Origin of the sequence: Paenibacillus spiritus (assembly GCF_008710135.1) — a bacterium.
GTDB classification, from domain to species: Bacteria; Bacillota; Bacilli; order Paenibacillales; family Paenibacillaceae; genus Paenibacillus_AQ; species Paenibacillus_AQ glufosinatiresistens.
Window position 1 is genome coordinate 47,749 of sequence record NZ_VYKK01000018.1, and the last position, 21,446, is coordinate 69,194.

General features: G+C 59.7%; 21 protein-coding genes. 17 read left to right on the plus strand and 4 right to left on the minus strand.

Annotation, left to right across the window (positions count from 1 at the left end):
• Positions 1-133 precede the first annotated feature (133 nt).
• Positions 134-1,483, minus strand: a complete 1,350-nt coding sequence (locus tag F4V43_RS13760) for an MFS transporter (protein WP_150458846.1) — start codon at positions 1,481-1,483, stop codon at positions 134-136.
• A complete protein-coding gene (locus F4V43_RS13765; protein WP_150458825.1) occupies positions 1,483-1,983 on the minus strand; it encodes an ArsR/SmtB family transcription factor in 501 nt (166 codons plus the stop codon). The genes F4V43_RS13760 and F4V43_RS13765 overlap by 1 nt, the downstream gene beginning before the upstream one ends.
• A gap of 240 nt (positions 1,984-2,223) precedes the next feature.
• On the opposite strand from F4V43_RS13765, the gene F4V43_RS13770 reads away from it, so the two are divergent.
• The 4 genes from F4V43_RS13770 (at position 2,224) to F4V43_RS13785 (ending at position 7,658) form a co-directional block, all read left to right on the plus strand.
• The gene (locus F4V43_RS13770; RefSeq protein WP_150458826.1) at positions 2,224-2,925 is read left to right on the plus strand and encodes a DUF6483 family protein; all 702 of its coding nucleotides are present in this window, start codon (positions 2,224-2,226) and stop codon (positions 2,923-2,925) included.
• Positions 2,922-3,791, plus strand: coding sequence for a PhzF family phenazine biosynthesis protein (locus tag F4V43_RS13775; RefSeq protein WP_150458827.1), 870 nt, complete (start codon positions 2,922-2,924; stop codon positions 3,789-3,791). Before F4V43_RS13770 ends, F4V43_RS13775 begins: the two co-directional genes overlap by 4 nt.
• Positions 3,788-5,014, plus strand: coding sequence for a class I SAM-dependent methyltransferase (locus F4V43_RS13780; RefSeq protein WP_150458828.1), 1,227 nt, complete (start codon positions 3,788-3,790; stop codon positions 5,012-5,014). The genes F4V43_RS13775 and F4V43_RS13780 overlap by 4 nt, the downstream gene beginning before the upstream one ends.
• Before the next feature lie 157 nt (positions 5,015-5,171).
• Complete coding sequence (locus F4V43_RS13785; RefSeq protein ID WP_191089582.1) at positions 5,172-7,658, plus strand: tetratricopeptide repeat protein; 2,487 nt, start codon at positions 5,172-5,174, stop codon at positions 7,656-7,658.
• A gap of 181 nt (positions 7,659-7,839) precedes the next feature.
• Here the strand turns inward: F4V43_RS13785 and F4V43_RS13790 are convergent, their stop codons facing one another.
• Both F4V43_RS13790 and F4V43_RS13795 read right to left on the minus strand, forming a co-directional pair.
• Entirely contained in the window at positions 7,840-8,493 is a 654-nt protein-coding gene (locus F4V43_RS13790) for an SdpI family protein (RefSeq protein ID WP_150458830.1), read from the minus strand.
• On the minus strand, positions 8,490-8,777 hold the full coding sequence (locus F4V43_RS13795) for an autorepressor SdpR family transcription factor (protein ID WP_150458831.1): 288 nt from the start codon (positions 8,775-8,777) through the stop codon (positions 8,490-8,492). Before F4V43_RS13795 ends, F4V43_RS13790 begins: the two co-directional genes overlap by 4 nt.
• Before the next feature lie 157 nt (positions 8,778-8,934).
• Here F4V43_RS13795 and F4V43_RS13800 point away from each other — a divergent pair, with 157 nt between their 5' ends.
• The 13 genes from F4V43_RS13800 to F4V43_RS13860 all read left to right on the plus strand — a co-directional run bounded on the left by F4V43_RS13800 (position 8,935) and on the right by F4V43_RS13860 (position 21,179).
• Complete coding sequence (locus F4V43_RS13800) at positions 8,935-9,552, plus strand: DedA family protein (protein ID WP_223879893.1); 618 nt, start codon at positions 8,935-8,937, stop codon at positions 9,550-9,552.
• Positions 9,549-10,115: a thioredoxin family protein gene (locus tag F4V43_RS13805; RefSeq protein ID WP_150458833.1), complete on the plus strand. Its 567-nt coding sequence runs from the start codon at positions 9,549-9,551 to the stop codon at positions 10,113-10,115. Before F4V43_RS13800 ends, F4V43_RS13805 begins: the two co-directional genes overlap by 4 nt.
• 4 nt (positions 10,116-10,119) lie before the next feature.
• Positions 10,120-10,752 carry an MBL fold metallo-hydrolase gene (locus F4V43_RS13810; protein WP_150458834.1) on the plus strand — a complete coding sequence of 211 codons (633 nt, stop codon included), beginning with the start codon at positions 10,120-10,122 and terminating at the stop codon, positions 10,750-10,752.
• Between the two features lie 156 nt (positions 10,753-10,908).
• Positions 10,909-11,133 carry a hypothetical protein gene (locus F4V43_RS13815; protein WP_150458835.1) on the plus strand — a complete coding sequence of 75 codons (225 nt, stop codon included), beginning with the start codon at positions 10,909-10,911 and terminating at the stop codon, positions 11,131-11,133.
• Positions 11,134-11,274: 141 nt separating this feature from the next.
• On the plus strand, positions 11,275-11,658 hold the full coding sequence (locus F4V43_RS13820) for an ATPase (protein WP_150458836.1): 384 nt from the start codon (positions 11,275-11,277) through the stop codon (positions 11,656-11,658).
• Positions 11,659-11,809: 151 nt separating this feature from the next.
• On the plus strand, positions 11,810-12,097 hold the full coding sequence (gene gatC, locus F4V43_RS13825; RefSeq protein ID WP_150458837.1) for an Asp-tRNA(Asn)/Glu-tRNA(Gln) amidotransferase subunit GatC: 288 nt from the start codon (positions 11,810-11,812) through the stop codon (positions 12,095-12,097).
• 63 nt (positions 12,098-12,160) lie between these two features.
• Entirely contained in the window at positions 12,161-13,618 is a 1,458-nt protein-coding gene (gene gatA / locus F4V43_RS13830; protein ID WP_150458838.1) for an Asp-tRNA(Asn)/Glu-tRNA(Gln) amidotransferase subunit GatA, read from the plus strand.
• 28 nt (positions 13,619-13,646) lie between these two features.
• On the plus strand, positions 13,647-15,086 hold the full coding sequence (gene gatB / locus F4V43_RS13835) for an Asp-tRNA(Asn)/Glu-tRNA(Gln) amidotransferase subunit GatB (protein ID WP_150458839.1): 1,440 nt from the start codon (positions 13,647-13,649) through the stop codon (positions 15,084-15,086).
• Positions 15,087-15,177: 91 nt separating this feature from the next.
• The gene (locus F4V43_RS13840; protein WP_150458840.1) at positions 15,178-15,666 is read left to right on the plus strand and encodes a GNAT family N-acetyltransferase; all 489 of its coding nucleotides are present in this window, start codon (positions 15,178-15,180) and stop codon (positions 15,664-15,666) included.
• Between the two features lie 44 nt (positions 15,667-15,710).
• Positions 15,711-17,651, plus strand: coding sequence for a DUF4097 family beta strand repeat-containing protein (locus tag F4V43_RS13845; protein WP_223879894.1), 1,941 nt, complete (start codon positions 15,711-15,713; stop codon positions 17,649-17,651).
• Between the two features lie 133 nt (positions 17,652-17,784).
• Positions 17,785-18,231 (plus strand): peroxide-responsive transcriptional repressor PerR, encoded by a 447-nt coding sequence (gene perR, locus F4V43_RS13850; RefSeq protein WP_150458841.1) that lies wholly within the window; start codon positions 17,785-17,787, stop codon positions 18,229-18,231.
• A 124-nt stretch (positions 18,232-18,355) separates the two neighbouring features.
• Positions 18,356-20,074 (plus strand): glycosyl hydrolase family 18 protein, encoded by a 1,719-nt coding sequence (locus F4V43_RS13855; protein ID WP_150458842.1) that lies wholly within the window; start codon positions 18,356-18,358, stop codon positions 20,072-20,074.
• Positions 20,075-20,306: 232 nt separating this feature from the next.
• A complete protein-coding gene (locus tag F4V43_RS13860; protein ID WP_191089583.1) occupies positions 20,307-21,179 on the plus strand; it encodes a nucleotidyltransferase-like protein in 873 nt (290 codons plus the stop codon).
• Positions 21,180-21,446: the final 267 nt, after the last annotated feature.

A 21,446-nucleotide genomic window follows, 5' to 3' on the forward strand; every position in this document is an offset into this window, starting at 1 on the left:
CCGTCGGAACTGAGGGAGCGAGTGCGGCAAAGATGGAGCGCTGAAAGGAAGCATGACAGGAAGAAAGGCCGTCCGGGGGACGGCCTTTCTTCCTGTCTTTCTGACAACACATCCGGCGCATGAGGCCGTCCGTTTAACGGAAACGGCGTATCGCAGGCAGAGCGAGGGCGGATGCAAGGGCGGCGATGCCAAGCGCGGCGAAGATGGCGATGGCGACAACGCCACCGATTCCGTCTGCCAGCCAGCCGATGGCGACGAGACCAAAAGGCAAAAGAGCGAACGAGCCCATCATATCGAGACTGGCGACCCGGCCGAACACCTCCTGCGGCACCAGTTCCTGAAGGCTGATCTCCCAGATCAGTCCGAAGATCATCATTCCGAAGCCCTCGGCGGCAAAGAGCGCAATCGCCGCTTCGGGTCCGGGAGCAAGCGGCAGTGCAAGTAGCGCCAGCCCGCTGAGGATCGCGCCTCCGTAGGCCATAACGCCCCGGTGGCGGCGTCCTGCGCCGCTGCCGACCAGAAGCCCTCCGGCAATCGCCCCGCAGCCCGCGCCCGTTACGGCAAAACCGTAAATATAAGGCTGCCAGCCATGATGAACCTTGAACAGCCACGGCAGAAGCACTGTCGTAATGCCCGTGAAGCAGATATTGACGAAGGCAAAGACGATAATCGTTACCCAGAGCCAAGGATGAGAGCGGAGAACGGCGATTCCTTCGCGAAAATCGGCCTTCCAGTCAGCTGTCCCGGCCGTCTCGGTTCCGGCGGCGGTCCCGTTCGCGGTCTCACGGTCAGCCGGAACCGCCAGAGCAGTCTCTGCCGCAGCCGACGAATGAGCGGCGAGGGCGGGAAGCTGCCGGACGAGAGCCGAGCGGAGGTAGAAGAGGAAGAGCAGGGAGGCCAGATAAGTCAGGGCATCCAGCCCGAATCCGAACCCGGCGGACCAGTGGGAGATGAGCAATCCGCCCGCCGACGGCCCGATCAGCCGGATGCCCTGCATGCTGATCTGCGAGACGGAATTGGCGGCAACGCGGATCTCCGGCGTGAACACAGAGGCTCGGACCGCCGAATAGGCGGGCTGAAACAGCCCGTCCATGAGGCCGTACAGCCCTACCAGCACCAGCAGCAGCGGAATGCCGAGCACACCGGTCAATGCCAGCACGGAAGTGGCTCCCATAACCGCGCAGCGAAGAATATCCGCCAGCATCATAATCCGGATACGGTCATAGCGGTCAACGAGATGCCCGGCAACCGGCAGAATCAGTACATTCGGCAGCATGTAGACAGCCATCACAATGCCCATGCGGGTCGACGAGCCGGTCAGCGAGTAGACGAGCACAGGCAGAATGACCAGCGTAATCGAGCTGCCGAAGAAGGAGATCAGGTGGCCGAGCCAGAGGTAACGAAAGGCGGGGGAACGGGTGAAAGGAGCGGCAAAACGCCGCCAGCGCTTTTCCCGGAGAGGCTCTGTCGTTTCGGCGGGAATCACGGGCGTTCACCTTCCTTATCCGAAGAAGCTTCCAACCGCCAGGCAGTGACCTCAAGTCCGTACTCTTCGCCGTCGGTGGCCGCAGCCTCCCAGCGGGCAATCAGTTCCATCATCTCCTGCCGGAACCTGCGGAAATCCGCGTCCGACAAGCTGAGCCGGCTGGTCAGGCGCTCCGCGACCTGTTCCTGGGCAACCGGAAGACGGCTTGCGCCGGAGCCCGGCCAGTTGAACCAGGTGCCTGGAGAACGGTAGAATTTCTGGACAACGCCGCCGGAGACTTCCGTCCGCACCAGTTCCACGAGACCGCCTTCATACAGTTTCTGCAGATGGTAGTGAATGTTGCCGGGCGTTTTGCCGAGCCGGTCCGCCACCTGTTTCGAGGTAAGCGGCTCGCCCGCAAGGGCGTGCATAATCTTGACGCGCAGCACGTTCTCCAGCAGCCGGGCCTGCTCTTCCGTAATCTGGAGCACAGAGCTATCCTCAGGGAGCTTATTCATGGCCCCTCTTCCTTTCCGGGAACGACGCCTATGAAGCCTTGACGCTTCAGGCATATCGATCTGTAAAATAGTTCGATCTGTAATACAGATCGTTGTCGGTTCCAGCTTAACGGAGCGAAACGCCTCCTGTCAAGACAAGGGAGGGCTCCCCTTCCGGGAACATGGCAATCAGCGGACGGATCATATAAGATTAGAAGGGTAATGCGTCCGAATGCTGCGAGTACAAAGGGGGAGTTGTCCATGTTCCGGCGGGATTACATTGTCCGCATGATCGAAGATATGACGGCTATGGTAGCCAAGGTATTCAGCCTGAAGCAGGAGCGCAAGACAACGGAAGCGCTCTGGGAGATCGACGAGCTTCTGAACCGGCATTTTCGCCTCAATTCCCGATTGCTCAATTCCCTTTCGGTCGACGATGTGATCGCCATGTTCCGGCTTGGCGGAACGCTGGAGGCGGACCGCCTTCAGGGCGCTGCCCGGATGCTTCAGGAGGAAGCGCTGATCTATGATGACAGAGGGCGGGAGGACGAGTCCCTTCCCCGCTGGATGAAGACGCTCCATTTCTATTTGGCTGCCCGGGAGAACGGAGCCGATACCGGACTCATCGGGCTGGATGACGAGATTGACCGGGTGCTTGCCCGGGTGAACGGTCTGCTTTTGCCGGCCAAGACCGAGAGGCTGCTCGTCCCTTATCTGGAAGAGCGGGGACGCTACGCCAAGGCGGAGGACGCGCTCTTCCGGCTGGCGGAGCAGGGGGAAGACGCCGCGGCTATGGGCCGCAGCTTCTATGGCAGACTGGCGGCTGAGGACCCGGACAAGCTGGAACAAGGCGGACTTCCGCTGGAAGAAGTGGTTCAGGGAAGACAAGAGTGGGAGCGGTTGTACGGACAAGGGAATACCGGAGAAGAAGAGAACGGACAAGGAGAGGAGAAGGAACAATGAGCATCCCTCTATATATTGTTGACGCTTTTGCCGCAGGTCCTTACACGGGCAACCCTGCGGCCGTATGTCTGCTGGACAGGGCTCCGGACGAGCGGTTCATGGCCCTGACCGCTGCGGAGATGAACCTGTCGGAGACCGCCTTTGCATGGCCTGAAGAAGAAGGATACCGGCTGCGCTGGTTCACGCCCGAGACAGAGGTGGAGCTGTGCGGGCATGCCACTCTGGCAACCGCACATGCGCTCTGGGCATCGGGAAGATTGAGCCACGACGACCCGGCGCTCTTTCATACCCGGAGCGGGCTGCTGACGGCCATCCGCTCCCCCGAAGGCGGAATTATTCTGAACTTCCCTGCGTATGAACTGCTGCCGGCGTCGTATCCGGGGATGGCCTCCGCGCTCGGCGTGGAGGATTCCGAATTGGAGGAAGTGTGGACTTACGGCTCCAACGCGCTGGCCGTTCTGTCCAGCGAGCGGGCAGTCCGGGAGCTGTCGCCCGATTTCGCGGCCCTGCGGAGCCTTCCGGTCCACGCAGTGGCCGTAACGGCCAAAGGCCCGGACGCGGAACGGGGCGGAGAGGCCGGAGCCTATCATTTTGTCTCCCGGTTCTTCGCTCCGGCCATCGGCGTGGAGGAGGATCCGGTAACCGGCTCTGCCCATGCCGCGCTGGCTCCCTACTGGTCATCGCGGCTGAATCTTGACTGCATGACCGGCTATCAGGCGTCCCGCCGGGGAGGGACGGTCGGAGTGCGGCTGGAGGAAGGACGTGTACATCTCACCGGCCAGGCGGTTACCGTCGTAAGGGGCGAACTGCTGACAGACGTTCCGCTTGCTTCTCCCGACGGAAGCGGCACAACGATTCGGAATTGAATGAAAGCGAGTGTATGCATGTGGAATCTTTAACGGAATTAATTAACCGCCTGATCGGCGGGCAGGCTCTGATTGCGGCAACGCTCAGCCAGCTTCGCCGCAAGGAAGGCGCTCTGTATACCAAGGTCGCCGTGAAACCGGTTGAACTGAAGGATGGCCTGCGCTATCAGTTCGCGGGCTATACGGATACCCAGGTGCAGCACCGGAATCTTACGCCCCATGAAGCGGCGGACGAGCTGAGTGCGCTGCTTGCCGGGACATACCGGCAGGCGCTGTTCTGTGCGGCTGATTCCGATTACCAGGTGCTCATCAGCAAGAAGAACAAGGCGGCGATTCTGAAGAAGCCGGCGACGAAGCAGGCGGCGCCGGATCTGGCCCATAACCGGCGCAAGCAGTATGTGCTGGAAGAAGGCGAGCCGGTTCCTTTTCTGGTGGAACTGGGCATTATGAATGCCGAAGGCCGGGTGCTGGCCAAGAAGTACGACAAGTTCCGGCAGATCAACCGCTTCCTGGAGATGGTCGAGGATGTGCTGCCGCATTTGCCGCAGAACCGCCCGCTCACCATTGTCGATTTCGGCTGCGGCAAGTCCTACCTGACCTTTGCCCTGTATCATTATCTTGCCGTCCGAGAAGGACGCGAGCTGAATATCGTCGGCCTTGACCTGAAAGCCGAGGTCATCCGCCACTGCAGCGAGCTTGCCGGCCGGCTGAATTATGGCCGGCTGAAATTCCTGGTCGGCGATATCGCCGAATACAACGAGCTGGAGCGGGTGGATATGGTCGTGACGCTCCATGCCTGCGATACCGCCACCGACGCCGCGCTCGACAAGGCTGTGCGCTGGGGCGCCTCCGTGATTCTCTCGGTTCCCTGCTGCCAGCACGAGCTGTTCGGCCAGGTAGAGAGCGAAGTGCTGGAGCCGCTGCTGTCGCACGGCATCCTCAAGGAGCGCTTCTCGGCGCTCGCCACCGATGCTATCCGCGCCAAGCTGCTTGATGTTATGGGCTACCGAACTCAGCTTCTGGAGTTCATTGATATGGAGCACACGCCCAAGAACATTCTGATCCGCGCCGTCCGCGGCCCGGCAGGAAGCGAGCCGGAAGCAGGAACCGGGCCGGGAAGGCTGGCTGCCTGGCAGGAATACCGGGCTTTCCGCGATTTTCTCGGAGTCCGTCCGTATCTGGAACGGACCTGCGCCGACCTGCTGCCTTCGACCGGGGAGTAAGGAGAACAGGCACCCGCTCGGAACGAACATGAAGGCCGCTGCTGAAGCGGCCTTTTTTGCTGTGCTTATCAAGGCGGCTCCTCGCCGTCTGTTGAAAGACGCTGCTTCGGGCAAGACTGGTAGAAAGTCTGCAAGAACAGGGAAGGAGGGAGGAAGCATGAGATTGAAGCAGAGAGCTATAGCCTTGAACGCTGCGCGGCTCTGCGGAGCTCTGACCGGAGCGCTGCTGCTTGGAGCAACGGTGAATGCCGGATTCTACTTCCCGTCCGATCTCTATCCTTGGGCCGCTTGCTGGCCGGCCTGCGCGTTCTTTGCCGTGTGGCGGGTGCAGGCTGAGCGAAGAACGGCGCAGCGAAGAGCCTGGCAGGGAAGCGCCGCCGGAAGGGTGCGGAAGAACGGGGGTTCGGAGAATGGAGTGCCGAGGAACAAGTATCCGAAGGACGGTGATTGGGCGAAGAGAGATCCGGAGAACGACGATGGGGGAAACAGAGATACGGAGAACAAAGTTTGGTGGGAGGACAGCGATCCGGAGAACGGTGATTCGGTAAAAAGGCTCCCGGAGAACAGGACTCTGCGAGCAGACGTTCCGGCAGCAGACGTTCCCGCAGCCGGCCCGCAGGCTGCACAACCACAACCGCCGGCAGTTCGCCGGGCGGCCCTCTGCCGCGGCATGCTGCTCGCCTGCCCGCTGAGCCTGGCCGGATGCTATGCGCTGGCTTGGCTCCGGGGACCCGTGTCAGCCCAAGGAACGATGAATGAACTGCTGCGCTGGAGCCTCTGCGCCGCCTTCGCCGCAGCGGTGCTGGCTGCTTCGCGGAGCCGGGAGGGCCGGCGGTTGCTTCTTCTGGCCTGGCACGGCACCGGCTTGCTGCTGGCCTTGAGCGGCCTGCTGGCCGTCTGCGCCGGTCTGCCGCTGCCGGGAGCGGTGCTTCGCTCCTCCTCGCCGGAGATCAGCACCGCCGGAGCCCGGCTCGGCGGGCTCCTCCAGTATCCCAATACTTACGGCGCGCTGATGGCCGCCTTTGCCCTCGAGCGGCTGCTGGCTGCCGCCGAAGCCCTGCTTCCTCTCGCCGCAGCCGGCCCGACCGGCCAGCCGCAGAGCGGCGGGAAGAAGCCGGGACGGCGGCAGGACAGCGGCTTCGCCGCTGCCGCCGCGGCCTTGCTGACGCTCTTCCCGTATGCCGCCGCGCTGCTGCTGAGCGAGTCGCGCGGCGCCTGGGCCGCCGGTGCGGCCGGACTGGCCGCCGCGCTCTGCGTGCGGCCCCGCCTGGCGGCCCCGGTGCTGGCCGCCGGCGCGCCGGCGGCGCTTGCCGCAGCGCTGCTCTGGCGGGCGTGCACCGCCTGGCAGCTCGCGCCGCCGCCGGGACCCGGCCTTGTACTCATGGCCGGGCTGTGGGCCGGCGCCGTCTGCGCCGGCTGCGGGCTGGGCCGCCGGGCTGCGCCTGCCGCCCGGGGGCGGGGCGCGGCGCTGGCCGCCGCCGCGCTGGGCTGGGCCGCCGCCGCAGGCGTGGTCCTCCTGCCCGCAGCGGCGCGCGGGCTCGGGCCGTCGTCGACGGCGGCCGCGCGCGGCCTGATCGCCCGCGACGCCTGGCGGCTCGCGGCGGAAGCGCCCTGGCTGGGGCGGGGCGGAGAAGTGTGGCGCGGCGTCTACCGCGCCGTGCAATCTTCGCCCTATGTCGGCAGCCAGGTTCACAGCGGGGTGTTGGATCTGCTCCTGGGCACGGGAGCAGCGGGGCTGGCGGTCGCCGGGGCCGGATTCGCCGCCGCAGCAGGACTTGCTGCGGCAACGCCCCGCTGGCTGGCGCCGCTGATCGTCCTGGCGGCCCACGCCGCCGTCGATTTCGACGGAAGCTTCCTGCTTGTGCCGCTGCTTACGGTCCTGCCGCCGGTGCTGGCTGCGGCGGAAGAGAGCCGGGCGGAGGACGCCTCGTTCGTCCTGCCCGGCGTCCTGCCGACCATGCTCCCGTCCGGGCCGGCGGAGTATTCCCCCGGGCACAACCCGAAGCGCCCTTGGGTCCGGCAGGCGGGGTATGCGGCCGCCGGGCTCGGCGGAGTCTGTCTGCTGGGCATCGGCATGCTCTCCTTCAGCGCCTGGCGGGGAGAGACCCTCAGCCGGCAGGCCGCCGGGCTGGACGAGGGGGCAGCCCGGGACAGGCTGGTAGCCGCGCTGGAATGGAACCCGCGGGACCCGTCTGCCGCTGCCCGTCTGGCCCGGCTGCTGCCCGCCGGTGAAGGGCTGGCCGTGCTGGAGCGGGGCCTGCGCTATTCGCCTGAGGAACCCCGGCTTCACTGGCTCCGGGCGGTCCTGCTGCTTCGAAGCGCCGCTCCCGAGCCGGCCATTGCCGCGCTGGAGCGAAGCCTGGAGCTGGACCGCTTCAGCGCGGCCAAGCAGACGGAAGCCGCCCGGCTGCTGTTGGAGGCCGGACAGCGCTGCGCCGGACGCGGCGAGTTAGGCGCGGCCCGCCGGTATGCGCAGGCCGGACGGGATGAGCTGCGGCGCTATGCTGCGCTCGCGGCGGATGCGGGCCGTCTGGCCCGCAACGACCGGGCTTTTGTCTGGACGCCGGAAGCGGCCGCCCTCGCCGCCCCGCTGGAGCGGCTGGAACGGTTGACCGCGGCCCGGACGGCGCGGAGCATCCCTTAATTCGGCGCGGAACGCTTGAGCCCGGATGAAGGTTCAGCCGCTGCGCCCTTGCCCGCCAGGCGCCGGAACACGCAAGAACCCGCAGCCGAGGCTGCGGGTTCTTGAAGTACGAGTGCTTGCAGAGAGAGCCGTGCCGAAGGCGCGCTTCCCGAAAGACGGCTGACCGGCCGTTCCCTTCCGGCTAAGAACGAAGCCGCCGATGAAGAAGCCAGGAATAGACGACCGGAACGAGGATGGCAAGCACGAGGCCTGAAGCAAGCAGAACCGGGGAGACCGGTCCGCGCGTCAAGGCGCCGGCGATGACCAGAAGTCCTCCGGCTACCCACATCAGCCCGCCGAGCCGGTGGGTTCTCCGCCAGACTTCGGGCGAAGCCAGCGTCCACGGGGTACGGATACCGAGAAAATAGTTGTCCCGGATTTGAGGCATGTAGTTGCCGACAATAATCAGAAGCACGCCGGCAAAGGCGGTCGCAAGCTTGCCCCCGATCCAGGTCGATCCGAGTCCGTAGCGGACCGTGCCCAGCAGCATCAGATCAAAGAACAGGGAGATCGTCAGCACAATCGCGCCTTGAGCGCCTTCGAACCGCTTGTAATTGTCCCGCTTGGGATCGAGCCTGCGGGTAAAACGGATCAGCAGCGGCAGGAGAGGGCCGAGCAGGCCGGTCATCGCGATAACCGCCGCCTTGTCCATATACCCGTTTACTTCACCGTTCCAGCCAAAATGGGAGGGAAGCTTGTCGGGCAGCCGGCTGTAATTCATCAGCGCATAAGCGAGCGTCAGCAGTCCGGCTGCCACCGCAGCCGTCTCCTGCCACTTCCAGTTGATCTTCTTCATTGATCCTGATCCTCCTTAACGGATACGGTCCCGCTTCTGAGATCCAGCAGCCAGCCCAGCACTTCGTCCAGAACGGTCGTATGCAGCGAATAGACGAGAAACTGGCCTTTTCGTTCATCCTGAACCAGCCCTGCCGACTTCAGCACCTGAAGATGATGGGAAATGCTCGGTTTGCTGATATCAAAGCAGTCGGCGATTTCTCCGGCCGTCCGGTCGCGCTCGCGAAGCAGGCGGATAATCTGGCGGCGGGTCGGATCGGCAAGCGCTTTGAAGGAATCGTTCATGGCAAGCGACCTTTCGATATTTAGTCAATTATCTAAATATCACTTTACCTTAAGATGGCTCTTCGGTCAAGTGGATGTGCTAACCTTGCGTATGCTAGAATAGGCTAAGAGAACCGGCCCAGATAGAATCCGGACCAATATGGAGGGAGGAACCCACTTGCATATCCTTTCCGGCATTGTGGAACAGCTGCTGAGCTGGATCCAGAGCCTTGGCTACTTTGGCATTATGATCGGGCTTATGATCGAGATTATTCCCAGCGAGATCGTTCTGGCCTACGGAGGCTATCTGGTGAGCGAACATCAGATCAATTTCTTCGGAGCCGTCCTGTTCGGGACGATCGGCGGCGTGCTTGCCCAGATTTTCATTTACTGGATCGGCCGCTACGGCGGAAGGCCTTTCCTGGAGAAGTACGGCAAGTACATATTTATTCAGAAAAAACATATCGACCATTCCGAGGTCTGGTTCAACAAATACGGAACCGGCGTTATATTCACCGCCCGTTTCATTCCCGTCGTTCGCCATGCGATCTCCGTTCCGGCCGGAATCTCGCGGATGCCGCTGAGCAAGTTCGCTCTTCTGACGACGCTTGCGGTAATTCCGTGGAGCGCGCTGTTTGTCTATCTCGGCATGACGCTGAAAGACAAATGGAAGGACATCGACGATGTGGCTTCGAAGTACACGCATGAGATTCTGTTGGGCGCGCTGGCGCTGTTTATCGTATACTTCCTGTTCAAATGGGTTCAATCCAAGAAGAGAAAGGGCGATGCGCAATGAAGCCGAACCTGTCGGCTAAATTTGGAGGGGGTCTGACCCCCCGGCAATTCGTGGAGAGCATGAGCGTCAATCAGCAGGCGTTCGAGAACGGATACGAGCGCTTCGAGTGGACCGACGAAGACGACAAGGCCTTTTTCGAGAGTCTGAATTACCGTGACGACCTGCGCGCGCTGATTCTGGCCGCAGACTGGTGCGGAGATGTGGTTCGCAATGTCCCGGCCGTTTTCCGGATTCTGGAGACCGCCGGCATTCCGGCTGAAGTGCTGGTGCTGGAAGAACATCAGGATGTGATGGATCACTTTCTGACGATGGGCGGCCGTGCCGTCCCGATCGTCATTATCGCCGATACCGGAGGCTATGTGCTGGGACACTGGGGGCCCCGTCCGCAGCATGTACAGGCGCTAATGAACGAATTCAAGCGGGAGAATCCCGACCGCGAGGCGCCGGGCTACGAGGAGAAGATCACCGCCGTACGCCAGGCGATGGGACAAGCTTACGGGGAAGGAGCGGAATGTCAGGCTGTAATTGCCAAGGAACTGCGCAGCCTGATTTCCGGATTCTAGGCCGATGCTGAATATTCGCACCTTTAACCTGGGCCCGCTCCAGACCAATGCTTATCTGCTGACAGGCGCGGATCCGTCCACGGGCATTGTCATTGATCCCGGCATGAACCCCGCTGCCTTGATCCGGGCCATCGAAGAGATCGACATTGAGGCGATTCTGCTGACCCATGCGCATTTTGACCATATGGGCGGCGTCGACGAAATCCGCAAGCTCAAGAACTGCCCCGTCTATCTGCATCCGCTGGAGAGCGAGTGGCTGGGGAACCCCAAGCTCAACGGTTCGCTCATGTGGCCGAGCGTGTCGCCGCCGCTTGTCACCGATCCGGCCGAATACGATTTGGCCGAGGGCCAGACGCTGTCGTTCATCGGCCATACGTTTAAGGTCTATCACACGCCCGGCCATTCGCCCGGAAGCGTCAGCTTCCTGTGCGGACAGGATTTGTTCTCCGGCGATGTGCTGTTCCGGCTCGGCGTCGGACGGACCGACCTGACGGGCGGAAGGGAGCGGGACCTGTTCGATTCGATCCGCGGCAAGCTGTACCGGATGGACGACGAGGTTACGGTCTATCCCGGGCATGGCCCGCGGACGTCTATCGGATTCGAGAAAGCGCGCAACCCCTACGTGCCGGCTCATTAATTGACTTTTTTTGCAGGCCGGACTGGACAAGAAACGACAAAGTTGCTACAATGACGTTAATTAAATGTAACATTTACCGATGCGAAGCACGCAGACTGAGGACTGGATCCCGGTTTGCGTTCTTTTTTTGGTGTAATTTGATGGAGGACAGAGCGAGTGGAGAGCAAGGAGACAGACAAGAGAGTGACGGGAAGAGCCGGGGGAATCCGGTTGGAAGAGCCGGCCGGAGATTCGGGCGAATCCGGCTGCAAGGAGAAGCATTATTCGGCTGACGCCATCGGCGGCAGCGAGGAGCGCAGAGTTCCGTTCTGGACCTTTCCTTACGGAAGGGGCCGGTTTCAGCCTTGGCGAAGACGCCTCTGGGAACTGGAGAGCCAGTGAAGGAAGCGGCTTTAATTTCTTTTGCAAGAATTTATGAATTTGCATAAAACAGCGCAGCGCATGTTGTAGACAGGGCTATTAATTTTTAGTAGACTGTTGAAAAAGCACATCATGACAGAGTTAGGCACAGGAGGTAGGGCGATGCTGCGTTTAGGGGAGAAGATCGTCATAGTCGCGGATGCATTCGAGCAGAATCTTCCTATCGGAGATTATGGCTATGTCATTGCCTATGACCGCAATCCGGACAATGCGTTCGATTATGTGGTGCGCGTGCCGGCCGCGAACCGGAACTTCTATGTGACCCTGGAGGACGTTGAGACCGAAGCGGATCTGATGATGGAGGAAGCAGAGAGAGCCACGCGGGAAGCGCTGATCGACTACGCTCTGTCCACACATAACGAGAAGCTGTTCCATCAGTTGATGAACGGGGAGTCCGAAGAAGCCGGACAGACAGAGAAGACAACTGCAGACAACATGTCCCAGGCGGAATTCATCAAGCAGGTGAATTTGAGGGCCTGGATTTAATGAAGCCGGCGCATGCCGGCTTTTTTTATGCCGTGAGAAGAGATTTCGCTCCGCTCCGTACTCCTTCACCGCATTGAATTGTCCCCGCTTCTACAATATAATTAAGAGCGTTATCCGGGCATATAAGCCCTTATACGGGAGGGACCTGAACATGAGCATTACCGTCAAGGACGTTCGGCATGTGGCCAAGCTGGCCCGGCTGGAGTTGAGCCCGGAGGAAGAGTCCGTGTTTACGGAACAACTGAACGCCATTCTACAGTACGCCGAGAAATTGAATGAACTGGATACCGACGAAGTGGAACCGACCACCCATGTGCTGCATGTCAGCAATGTGATGCGGGAAGATGCGGTCCGGGACAGTCTGCCCGTTGAAGAAGTTCTGCTGAACGCTCCGGACGAAGAAGACGGACAGTTCAAAGTTCCGGCTGTCCTGGAGTAGAATCTTCTGAAATTCCATATTTATTCCGGCGGGTTACCGCCATTACAGTAGGGAGATGAAGTCTTGAGCCTGTTACAACACCGGTTGCCGGAAATACATAATCTGCTTCACCGCCGGGAGATCTCGGTCCTGGAGCTGACCGAGGCTTCCCTGGCTGCCATTGCGCGCCTCGACGGCGATATTCACGCCTTTTTGACCTTGAACGAAGAAGGAGCCCGCCAGACCGCGCGCGTCCTGGACGATCGCCTGGCCGCCGGCGGAGAGAGAGGGCTGCTCTTTGGCCTTCCGGCGGGAGTCAAGGACAACATCGTCACCAAGGGTCTGCGCACGACCTGCGCCAGCCAATTTCTCTCCAACTACCAGCCGATCTACGACGCCACCGCCGCTGTCAAGCTGCGCGGCGCCGATGCGGTAACGGTCGGCAAGCTGAACATGGACGAATTCGCCATGGGCGGCTCGAACGAGAACTCCAGCTTCGGCCCGGTTCGCAATCCGTGGAACCTGGAGTATGTGCCGGGAGGCTCAAGCGGCGGTTCCGCCGCCGCCGTTGCTGCGGGTGAAGTGTTCTTTGCCCTTGGCTCGGATACCGGCGGATCCATTCGCCAGCCGGCCTCTTACTGCGGCGTGGTCGGTCTCAAGCCGACCTACGGCCTGGTCTCGCGCTACGGGCTCGTTGCCTTCGCCTCATCCCTGGATCAGATCGGTCCGGTCACGCGCAACGTCGAGGACTCGGCTTACGTGCTGCAGGCGATAGCGGGGTACGACCCGCAGGATTCCACGTCGGCCAAGGTTGAGATTCCCGATTATGCTTCCGCGCTCACAGGTGATGTCCGCGGCCTGCGCATCGCGGTCCCGAAGGAATATATCGGTGAAGGCGTCGATCCGGAAGTCCGCAGCACGGTGCTGGCGGCGCTGGCCGAACTGGAGAAGCTGGGAGCCGTATGGGAAGAAGTCTCGCTTCCGCACACGGAGTATGCAGTTGCGGCTTACTACCTCCTGTCCTCTTCGGAAGCATCCTCCAATCTCGCCCGGTTCGACGGCGTGCGCTACGGCGTACGGGCCGACGACGGCGGGGGGCTGCTCGAATTGTACAAGCAGTCCCGCAGCCGCGGCTTCGGTCCCGAAGTGAAGCGGCGGATTATGCTCGGAACCTACGCGCTGAGCTCGGGTTACTATGATGCTTACTATTTGAAGGCACAGAAGGTCCGGACGCTGATCAAGCGGGACTTCGACGAAGTCTTCGCCCGGTTCGACGTTATCGCCGGGCCGACCGCGCCGACGACGGCCTTCCGGCTGGGCACGCAGACTGAAGATCCGCTGACCATGTACCTGAATGATATTCTGACCATTCCGGTCAGCCTCGCGGGCATCCCGGCGATCAGCGTCCCTTGCGGATTCTCGGCGGGCCTTCCGGTGGGACTCCAGATCATCGGCAAAGAGTTCGACGAGAGCACGGTGCTGCGCGTCGCTCACGCTTTTGAGCAGAACACCGACCATCACAAGCAGCGTCCGCAGAGCTAGGGCGAGGAAGAAGGAGGGAACCACGACAATGCCATTATCCCACTACGAAACAGTCATCGGCCTGGAGGTGCATGTCGAGCTGCATACGAAGTCCAAAATCTTCTGCGGCTGCTCGACCGAATTCGGCGCCCCGCCCAATACCCATACCTGCCCCGTCTGTCTGGGACATCCCGGCGTGCTGCCGGTGCTCAACCGGCAGGCGGTGAACTACGCCATGAAGGCGGCGATGGCTCTGAATTGCACCATCGCCGACGTCAGCAAGTTCGACCGGAAGAATTATTTCTATCCCGACTCGCCCAAGGCCTATCAGATCTCCCAGTACGACCAGCCGATCGGCGAGAACGGATGGATCGACATCGAAGTGGACGGCGTCACGAAGCGGATCGGGATTACGCGTCTCCATCTGGAAGAAGACGCCGGGAAGCTGACCCATGTAGACGGCGGCTACGCTTCGCTCGTCGATTTTAACCGGGTGGGTACGCCTCTGATCGAGATCGTGTCGGAGCCGGACCTTCGTTCACCCGAAGAGGCGAGAGCCTACCTGGAGAAGATCCGTGCCATCATGCAGTACTGCGACGTCTCGGATGTCAAGATGGAAGAAGGCTCCATGCGGTGCGACGCCAACATTTCCTTGCGCCCGGCGGGCCAGGAGAAATTCGGCATCCGCGCGGAGCTGAAGAACATGAACTCCTTCCGCGGCGTCCTGCGCGGACTGGAATACGAACAATACCGCCAGGCCGATATTCTGGACGACGGGGGGACGGTTGAGCAGGAGACGCGGCGCTGGGACGAGGCCCAGGGCAAGACCTTCCCGATGCGCGGCAAGGAAGAGGCGCATGATTACCGCTACTTCCCCGATCCCGATCTGGTGGTGCTTCATATCGGAGAGGACTGGAAGGAAGAGATCCGGGCCTCAATTCCGGAGCTGCCCGATGCGCGCCGTCAGCGGTATGCCGAGGAGTTCGGACTGCCGGCATACGATGCCGGCGTACTCACGGCATCCAAGCCGCTGGCCGACTTTTTTGAAGAGAGTCTGAAGTACACGGCTGACGCCAAGGCGGTCGCCAACTGGATGATGGGCGATCTGCTCGGCTTCCTGAATGCGAACAATTTGGAACTGTCCGAAGTGCGCATCACGCCGCAAGGTCTTGGAGAAATGGTCGGATTGATTGGGAAAGGCACCATCTCCAGCAAGATCGCCAAGACGGTCTTCAAGGCCATGCTCGAATCCGGCAAGCTGCCGGGAGTCATCGTCGAAGAGCAGGGATTGGTCCAGATCAGCGACGAAGGCGCAATCAAGCAGATCGTAGAGACAGTGGTCGCTAATCATCCCCAATCGGTGGAGGATTATAGAGCCGGCAAGCAGAAGGCGATCGGCTTTCTCGTCGGCCAGGTTATGAAAGAGAGCAAGGGCAAAGCCAACCCTGGTCTGGTTAACCAGCTTTTGGCCGAGATTCTGAACGTGTAATCCCGCCGGCCGGAAGCTGTTCCGGCCGCGGTTCATACTGTGCACGAGGCTTGTCGGCAGCGGCAGGCCTTTGGCAATTCGGGGGAGAACGATGAACGTCAAAGGCAGGATCGAACCATTGGATCTGGAAGACAGCGAGCTGCTGTCCGAGCTGTGGCTGCTTCAGCATCAAGCGTATCGTCTGGAGGCGGAACGCATCGGTTTTCACGAAATTCCTCCGCTTCTGGAGACCCGGGATATGCTCCGCCGCTGCGGCGAGCGCTTCTACGGATACCTCGGTGAAGAGGGGGAACTGATTGGAGCCGTTGCGGTAGAGGCTGACCAAGAAGAAGGAATTGTAACCGTCAGCCGCATGATGGTGCGCCCTGACCATTTTCGCCTCGGCATTGCGGGCAGGCTGCTGGAGTATGTCTTCGCTACTTATCCGGACGCCGTCAGGTATACGGTATCGACGGGGAAAAATAACGAACCTGCGGTTGCCCTGTACCGCAAACACGGCTTCTCGCCGGTCTCTTCGCAGAGCATCGCGCCCGGGGTCGAACTGCTGGAATTTCATCGCGGCGGCAGTCAGCCGGGCTGAAGCAGCCTAACGGACGACGGCGCAACGAAAAGAGGGGAATATCCATGAAACAGGATAGCCGCACATGGCTGTCTCCGGAAGAAAGAGCCTATTTTGAGGATAGAAGCAGGGCTGGCAGCGGGCTCGACCGAGAACCGGAAGAGACCGTTGATTCCGATGAAGAGCCGGTCATCCCGCCGAGGCCCAAACAAAGACGGTACAAACGCAAATTTACAGCCGGCCTGCTGGCCGCCCTTATCCCCGGCACCGGTCATTTGTACTTTGGATTGATTCGCAAGGGGATTTCTATTGTTTTCTTGATCATTCTGGATATTGCAGCGCTTCTGTACTTCTCGTCCATCGGAATCCAGATCAATGTCCCGCTGCTTATTCTGCTCGGACTTCTGATACCGGTGATCTATTTCTATAATGTGTACGACGCGCTTCAGACGGCGGACCGGTTAATCCGGCATCATCTGTATCCGCCGCCGGCGCCTTCTCCCGAGGAAGAGCTGGCCTCGCCGCCCCGGCGGCGCTCCATGCGGGAGCCGGATATCCGGTTCGGCCTCCTTCTTGTAATGGGAGGGGCGCTGCTTGCCTTATTTACGGTCCGTCCGCTCTGGCTGCGTACGTTTGTGGATCATCAGGCTGCGGTAGGCGCGGGAGCGGCGCTGCTTATTGGAGCGCTGCTGACAGCGGTGTGCGAAATTGCCCGCAGAAGCCGGCCGATGGAAAAAGACACCGGCAGATGGCCTGCGGGACGATTTACCGCGGCCGCCGTTCTGGCCGGCGTCGGCTATTTGCTTCTCGAGGATTGGCGCAGCGGTTCGGATGATCTGCTGCTGCTTTTGAAGTGGTGGCCTGTCATTCCCGTGCTCTGGGGTATGGAATATCTGGCGACTTGCCTGACAGCACGCAGGCATGGCAGACGGGAACGCGGCGTCCGAACCCGGCCCGACCTGAAAGGGGTGTTCCTCTCTGTTTTACTCGGAGCATCCGTATTTGTGGTGGCGGAGCAGGAGCATTATCTCCACCTCTGGAACAAGGTCAGCCTTAACCTGACGGCGGCAGCCGCCGAGTACGGAGAAGCTCAGGGAAGCCGGTTCGTTAAGCCGGCGCTTAGAGTTCCGGTTGAGCTCAACACGGCCAAATTGGCGGTGGAATCCGTCAATGGCGATATTCTGATCCACCGAAGCGCAGTCAAGGACATCGAAATCACGGCCACGGTATGGGTGGATCAGCTGGAGGGTGCCCAGGCGGAAGCCATTGCGGAGCAGTCTTTTCTTCAGGTGGACCCCGGTCCGACCATTGGTATTGTTCCGAAGCTGAAGACCTATGGGGAATCCGGCAAGCGCCAGCCCCGGATGGACCTGGACATTGCCGTCCCGGATACCCGGCGCTTTAACCTCGAGCTCGAGACGATGAACGGCGACATTACGCTACAGAACGTAGAGGCGATTCGGGAGATTTCACTGGCGACCGGGAACGGAAAGCTGATTCTGAACCGGGTATTCGGCGAAGTGAAGGGCAAGACGCTGAACGGGGAAGTGCGCGCGCGTGAAGTTCAGGGTAACGTTGAACTGACGAGCGGCGGCGGCGCCATGTATGCCTGGGATATCAACGGGGGACTGAAACTGACAACAGCGGTGGGAAGCATCGGCGTCGAGCGGTCCGGCTCCGAAGTCGAGCTTTCGACGAAGAACGGTGACATCCGGCTGGATGGGGCGCGGGCCGCGCTGAAGGCCGAGACGCTGAACGGCGCCGTTGACATTGCTGCGCCGGTTGTAGGCGGAGACTGGTCTGTATACAGCGCGGTTGGGGATATTCGCTTGCGTCTGCCGGCAGACGGCAACTATGAACTGCAAGGTTCAAGCGGCTACGGCAATATCGAATCAACTCTCCCAGGCCTCAAAATCGAGAAGAAGACGATCACCGGCAAGCTCGGCACAGGCGAGTTTCACCTCTCCGTCGAAGGCAACAGCAATCTAAATGTGAGGACATATTGAATTATGGAATTTTTTTTATATAATAATTAATATAATCTGTTGGCCGCGTTGACAAGGTCAAAAGCGCGGTTTTACAATGACAATAAGCATAGGATCGTCTGTCTGTCCTATGCGTACCAAAGGCGGTGACATGATGGGTAATGGCGTACAGCACGCACTGGAACAACTGAAAACAACCGGAGTCCGTATAACGCCTCAGCGTCATGCAATTCTCACTTATCTGATGGAAGCCATGAATCATCCGACCGCGGACGACATTTACCGGGCTTTGGAACCCCAGTTTCCGAGCATGAGCGTTGCCACGGTGTATAACAATCTGAAGATGTTCATGGAAGCGGGCATGGTTCGCGAACTGACGTACGGCGATAATTCCAGCCGGTTCGATGCCAACGTGTCCGACCACTACCATGTCATTTGTCAGGAATGCGGGAAGATTGAGGACTTCAGCTATCCGTCCCTGCACGAAGTCGAACATCAGGCTGAAACGTCAACGGGCTTCAAAGTCAAAAGCCTTCGTATGGAGCTCTACGGCATTTGTGAATGCTGCCAGGCCAAGCATGTAGCGGCCGGTCTAAATTAAGGCGCCGGCTGCTGCTGCGGCCCTCTATACCGTTAAGAAATTTGCAACGTGCGGATTCCGAATACAAGCGGATGACTCACGTTTTCTTTTTATTATTTATTATTCCAGACATGGAGGCCTTATCTTGAACAGAATACGCAGACGCCGGCGTGCCGCCAGACGCGGCCGCCTCTTTCGCCGATTGGCGGGTCTTGTTCTCATCGCAACGGCAGTCTATGCGGTGATCTTTTTCGTGCTGCCCAGCCGCCTGCATACCGATCCGGATTGGAAGGGAGAGAAGAAGCCGATCTTCGTGCAGGGCGAACCGACCGGATACAGCGCTGCGGGCACGGGAGAGAACTTGCTGCTTCCCCTTCCCCTGCTGCAAAAAATCGTGGATCCCTCGATCCGGTACGAATCCGGGACCCAGTCGGTCATTCTGACCACCGCCAGCGATCTGCTGTATATGCAGGCGGAGCAGACGGAAGCCAGTCTCAACAACAAGCCGCTGCAGCTTCGTCTGGCCCCCGAACAAAAAGGAGATACCACCTATCTGCCTGCTGAACCGCTGAAGATGCTGTACGGCCTGGATCTGCATGAAGATGCCGGAACAGGCGCCGTGCTGCTCATGCTGGCGGGAGAGAGCGTTCCGCTCGGGCAAGTCATGGGACCCGAAGGGGGCAAGAGTGCCGCGCTGCGCAGCGGACCCTCCATTCGTGACAAGGTTCTTGCGGACATGCCTCCGGGAACGAGGCTGCGCATCTGGAGAGAGGAAGGGAACTGGCTCTTCGCTCAAATGGATAACGGCTATTCCGGCTATATTCAAGCCGAGAAAGTCAAGGACGCCGGGACCAAGACGGTTCAGGCCAAGCCGCCTGCTCCCACTCATGCCGAAAGAAGCTGGACCGGCAAGAAGATCAATCTGACCTGGGAAGCCGTATACGACCGCCAAGCGGCACTCTCCTCGCTGGATGGACTGACGGGCGTGAACGTCGTCAGCCCTACCTGGTTTGAGATTGTTGACGGACACGGGAATGTGCGCAGCAAGGCGGATTCGGCCTATGTAGAGAAAGCGCAGAGCAAGGGAATCGAGGTATGGGGGCTCATGAGCAACGGGTTCGAACCCGACATTACCACACAAGCCCTTGCTTCTTATGAGAACCGCATGAACGCGATTGTGCAGATGCTGAAATACGCCGAGCTTTATCATTTGGACGGCATTAATATTGACTTCGAGAATGTATACACCGAGGATGGCGGCAATGTCACCCAATTTATGCGGGAGCTCAAGCCGCTGGCGGAGGCCCGCAATCTGATTGTGTCAATGGATGTATCGCCTAAATCCGGCAGCGAAATGTGGTCCCGCTTCCTTGATCGCCGTGCGCTTGGTCCTCTGGTCGATTTTATGATGGTAATGGCCTACGACGAGCACTGGGCGTCAAGTCCGGAGGCCGGGTCGGTTGCCTCGCTGCCTTGGGCGCAGAATGCGGTGGAACGGATTCTGGAGGAGGATGGAGTTCCTGCCGACAAGCTGGTACTGGGCATCCCGCTCTATACCCGGATTTGGAGCGAGACTACGAAGGACGGGAAGAATAAGGTCAGTTCCAAGGCAGTCGGAATGAAGACAGTGGAGGATATTCTGTCCGAGAAGAAGCTCACCCCGAAGTTCGCTGCCGACGCAGGCCAGAATTACGTGGAATACAAGGAGAAAGGTGTGCTCCAGCGGATATGGATAGAAGACAACGTCTCGTTGGAAGCCCGGGTGAATATGGCCCGATCTCTGAATCTCGCCGGAGTCGCATCCTGGAACCGCAATTTTGCTAACCGTGCCGCCTGGGAAGCGCTGAGCGGAATACACGACTGACCGTGTGGCTTATTTATCTCAAAAAGAGCCCGATTCAGCCGCTCAGCGGCGAATCGGGCTTCTTCCGGGTAACAGGCGGGCGTCCATATAGACCCGGACAGCCTTAAATATAGTTCAATCGGCCAGAAGGAACTGATTTCAATACGTAGAATTAGTAGCATAAGTTATTGATAAATGGATCAATCAACCAGTCTGCGCCGACGCAAATTCGCCAATTTCGATGGAGGGTACAATGGAACTGTCCAATTTGACTTGGCTGAGCGGGGAAGCTTTTGATGAGAACGCATTGGGAGCCGCCCTGCTTCGCCGCCAAGGAAGCTCGTCGTCTCAAAGTGCGCTTTTGCATGATTTTGATATGGTTATACTTGTTCTGCATGAGGAACTGGAGGAGGGCTATCAGATTCAAGACAGTCTGACCGGGGAGATTCGCTCGCAGATCCTGCATGTGGACCTGGACAGCCTTCAGCGTTCGGTCATTACCGGGGACAACAACGAACGTATTTCCTGTATCCTGGAAGGGGATATTATATGGGATCCGCAAGGAGTCCTGGAGCAGATCCGGCAGGAAATCATCCGGTTCAGCAAGCCGCTCCGCGACCGGATTCTTTTTGTGGAGTTCGCCCGGCTGCTCCATATGTACGTCAAATCCAAGAGATACATTCAGGCAGGCTGCATTATGGATGCGTATAACTGCATTCTGGTGGCGCTCTATCACTGGGCGCGGCTGGAGGTAACCGAGCAGGGACGCTATCCCGAGCCTGCGGTCTGGGAGCAGGTGAAGGAGCTGAACTCATCTGTCTATAAAATGTACGAGGAGCTGACCGTGAGCGGGGAGACCTTGGAGCAGCGCATTCAGCTTGCGCAGCTGGCCTGCGAGTTCTCGATGATGTCGCAAATGGGACAGTCCTGCTCTTTTCTGCTGAATTGGATGAAGGAGCGGGGCGAGACGTGGAGCGTACAGGAACTGTTGAAGCATTCCGATTTCCAGCCCGTCGCTCTGGAGCTTCCGCTGGTTCTCCGCAAGTTGGCTTCGCGCGCCTTGGTGCAGGAGGTTGCATCATGGAAGGAGGGGGGGGGCTGCGCCGTCCAGTACGCGGTCTGTTAGATAAAGACAGAGTAAGACGGTGGCCCAGAGGAAGGTGGCAGAAAGGGTTGACTCTCTGTGCAGCGGTATGATACATTATAACTCGTCCCTTTGAGTCATTTGAAAATGAAGGGGCGGCGAGCAGCCTCGGATCAATAACTTCAAAAAAAGTTGTTGACTAAACGAGAAAGACTGTGATATATTATAAAGGTCGCTGCGACGCGGTGAATAACTGAAAGCAGAGACGGTTTGATCTTTGAAAACTGAACAACGAGTGAGTATTAATCG

What these genes read in the sequence shown, in the direction of transcription:
- F4V43_RS13805 (WP_150458833.1), top strand. Translation starts at nt 9,549, where the DNA reads ATGAAGCCGAACCTGTCGGCTAAATTTGGAGGGGGTCTGACCCCCCGG.
- gatB (WP_150458839.1), top strand. Translation starts at nt 13,647, where the DNA reads ATGCCATTATCCCACTACGAAACAGTCATCGGCCTGGAGGTGCATGTC.
- gatC (WP_150458837.1), top strand. Translation starts at nt 11,810, where the DNA reads ATGAGCATTACCGTCAAGGACGTTCGGCATGTGGCCAAGCTGGCCCGG.
- F4V43_RS13860 (WP_191089583.1), top strand. Translation starts at nt 20,307, where the DNA reads ATGGAACTGTCCAATTTGACTTGGCTGAGCGGGGAAGCTTTTGATGAG.
- F4V43_RS13845 (WP_223879894.1), top strand. Translation starts at nt 15,711, where the DNA reads ATGAAACAGGATAGCCGCACATGGCTGTCTCCGGAAGAAAGAGCCTAT.
- F4V43_RS13765 (WP_150458825.1), bottom strand. Translation starts at nt 1,983, where the DNA reads ATGAATAAGCTCCCTGAGGATAGCTCTGTGCTCCAGATTACGGAAGAG.
- F4V43_RS13790 (WP_150458830.1), bottom strand. Translation starts at nt 8,493, where the DNA reads ATGAAGAAGATCAACTGGAAGTGGCAGGAGACGGCTGCGGTGGCAGCC.
- perR (WP_150458841.1), top strand. Translation starts at nt 17,785, where the DNA reads ATGGGTAATGGCGTACAGCACGCACTGGAACAACTGAAAACAACCGGA.
- F4V43_RS13775 (WP_150458827.1), top strand. Translation starts at nt 2,922, where the DNA reads ATGAGCATCCCTCTATATATTGTTGACGCTTTTGCCGCAGGTCCTTAC.
- F4V43_RS13810 (WP_150458834.1), top strand. Translation starts at nt 10,120, where the DNA reads ATGCTGAATATTCGCACCTTTAACCTGGGCCCGCTCCAGACCAATGCT.
- F4V43_RS13840 (WP_150458840.1), top strand. Translation starts at nt 15,178, where the DNA reads ATGAACGTCAAAGGCAGGATCGAACCATTGGATCTGGAAGACAGCGAG.
- F4V43_RS13820 (WP_150458836.1), top strand. Translation starts at nt 11,275, where the DNA reads ATGCTGCGTTTAGGGGAGAAGATCGTCATAGTCGCGGATGCATTCGAG.
- F4V43_RS13770 (WP_150458826.1), top strand. Translation starts at nt 2,224, where the DNA reads ATGTTCCGGCGGGATTACATTGTCCGCATGATCGAAGATATGACGGCT.
- F4V43_RS13785 (WP_191089582.1), top strand. Translation starts at nt 5,172, where the DNA reads ATGAGATTGAAGCAGAGAGCTATAGCCTTGAACGCTGCGCGGCTCTGC.
- F4V43_RS13795 (WP_150458831.1), bottom strand. Translation starts at nt 8,777, where the DNA reads ATGAACGATTCCTTCAAAGCGCTTGCCGATCCGACCCGCCGCCAGATT.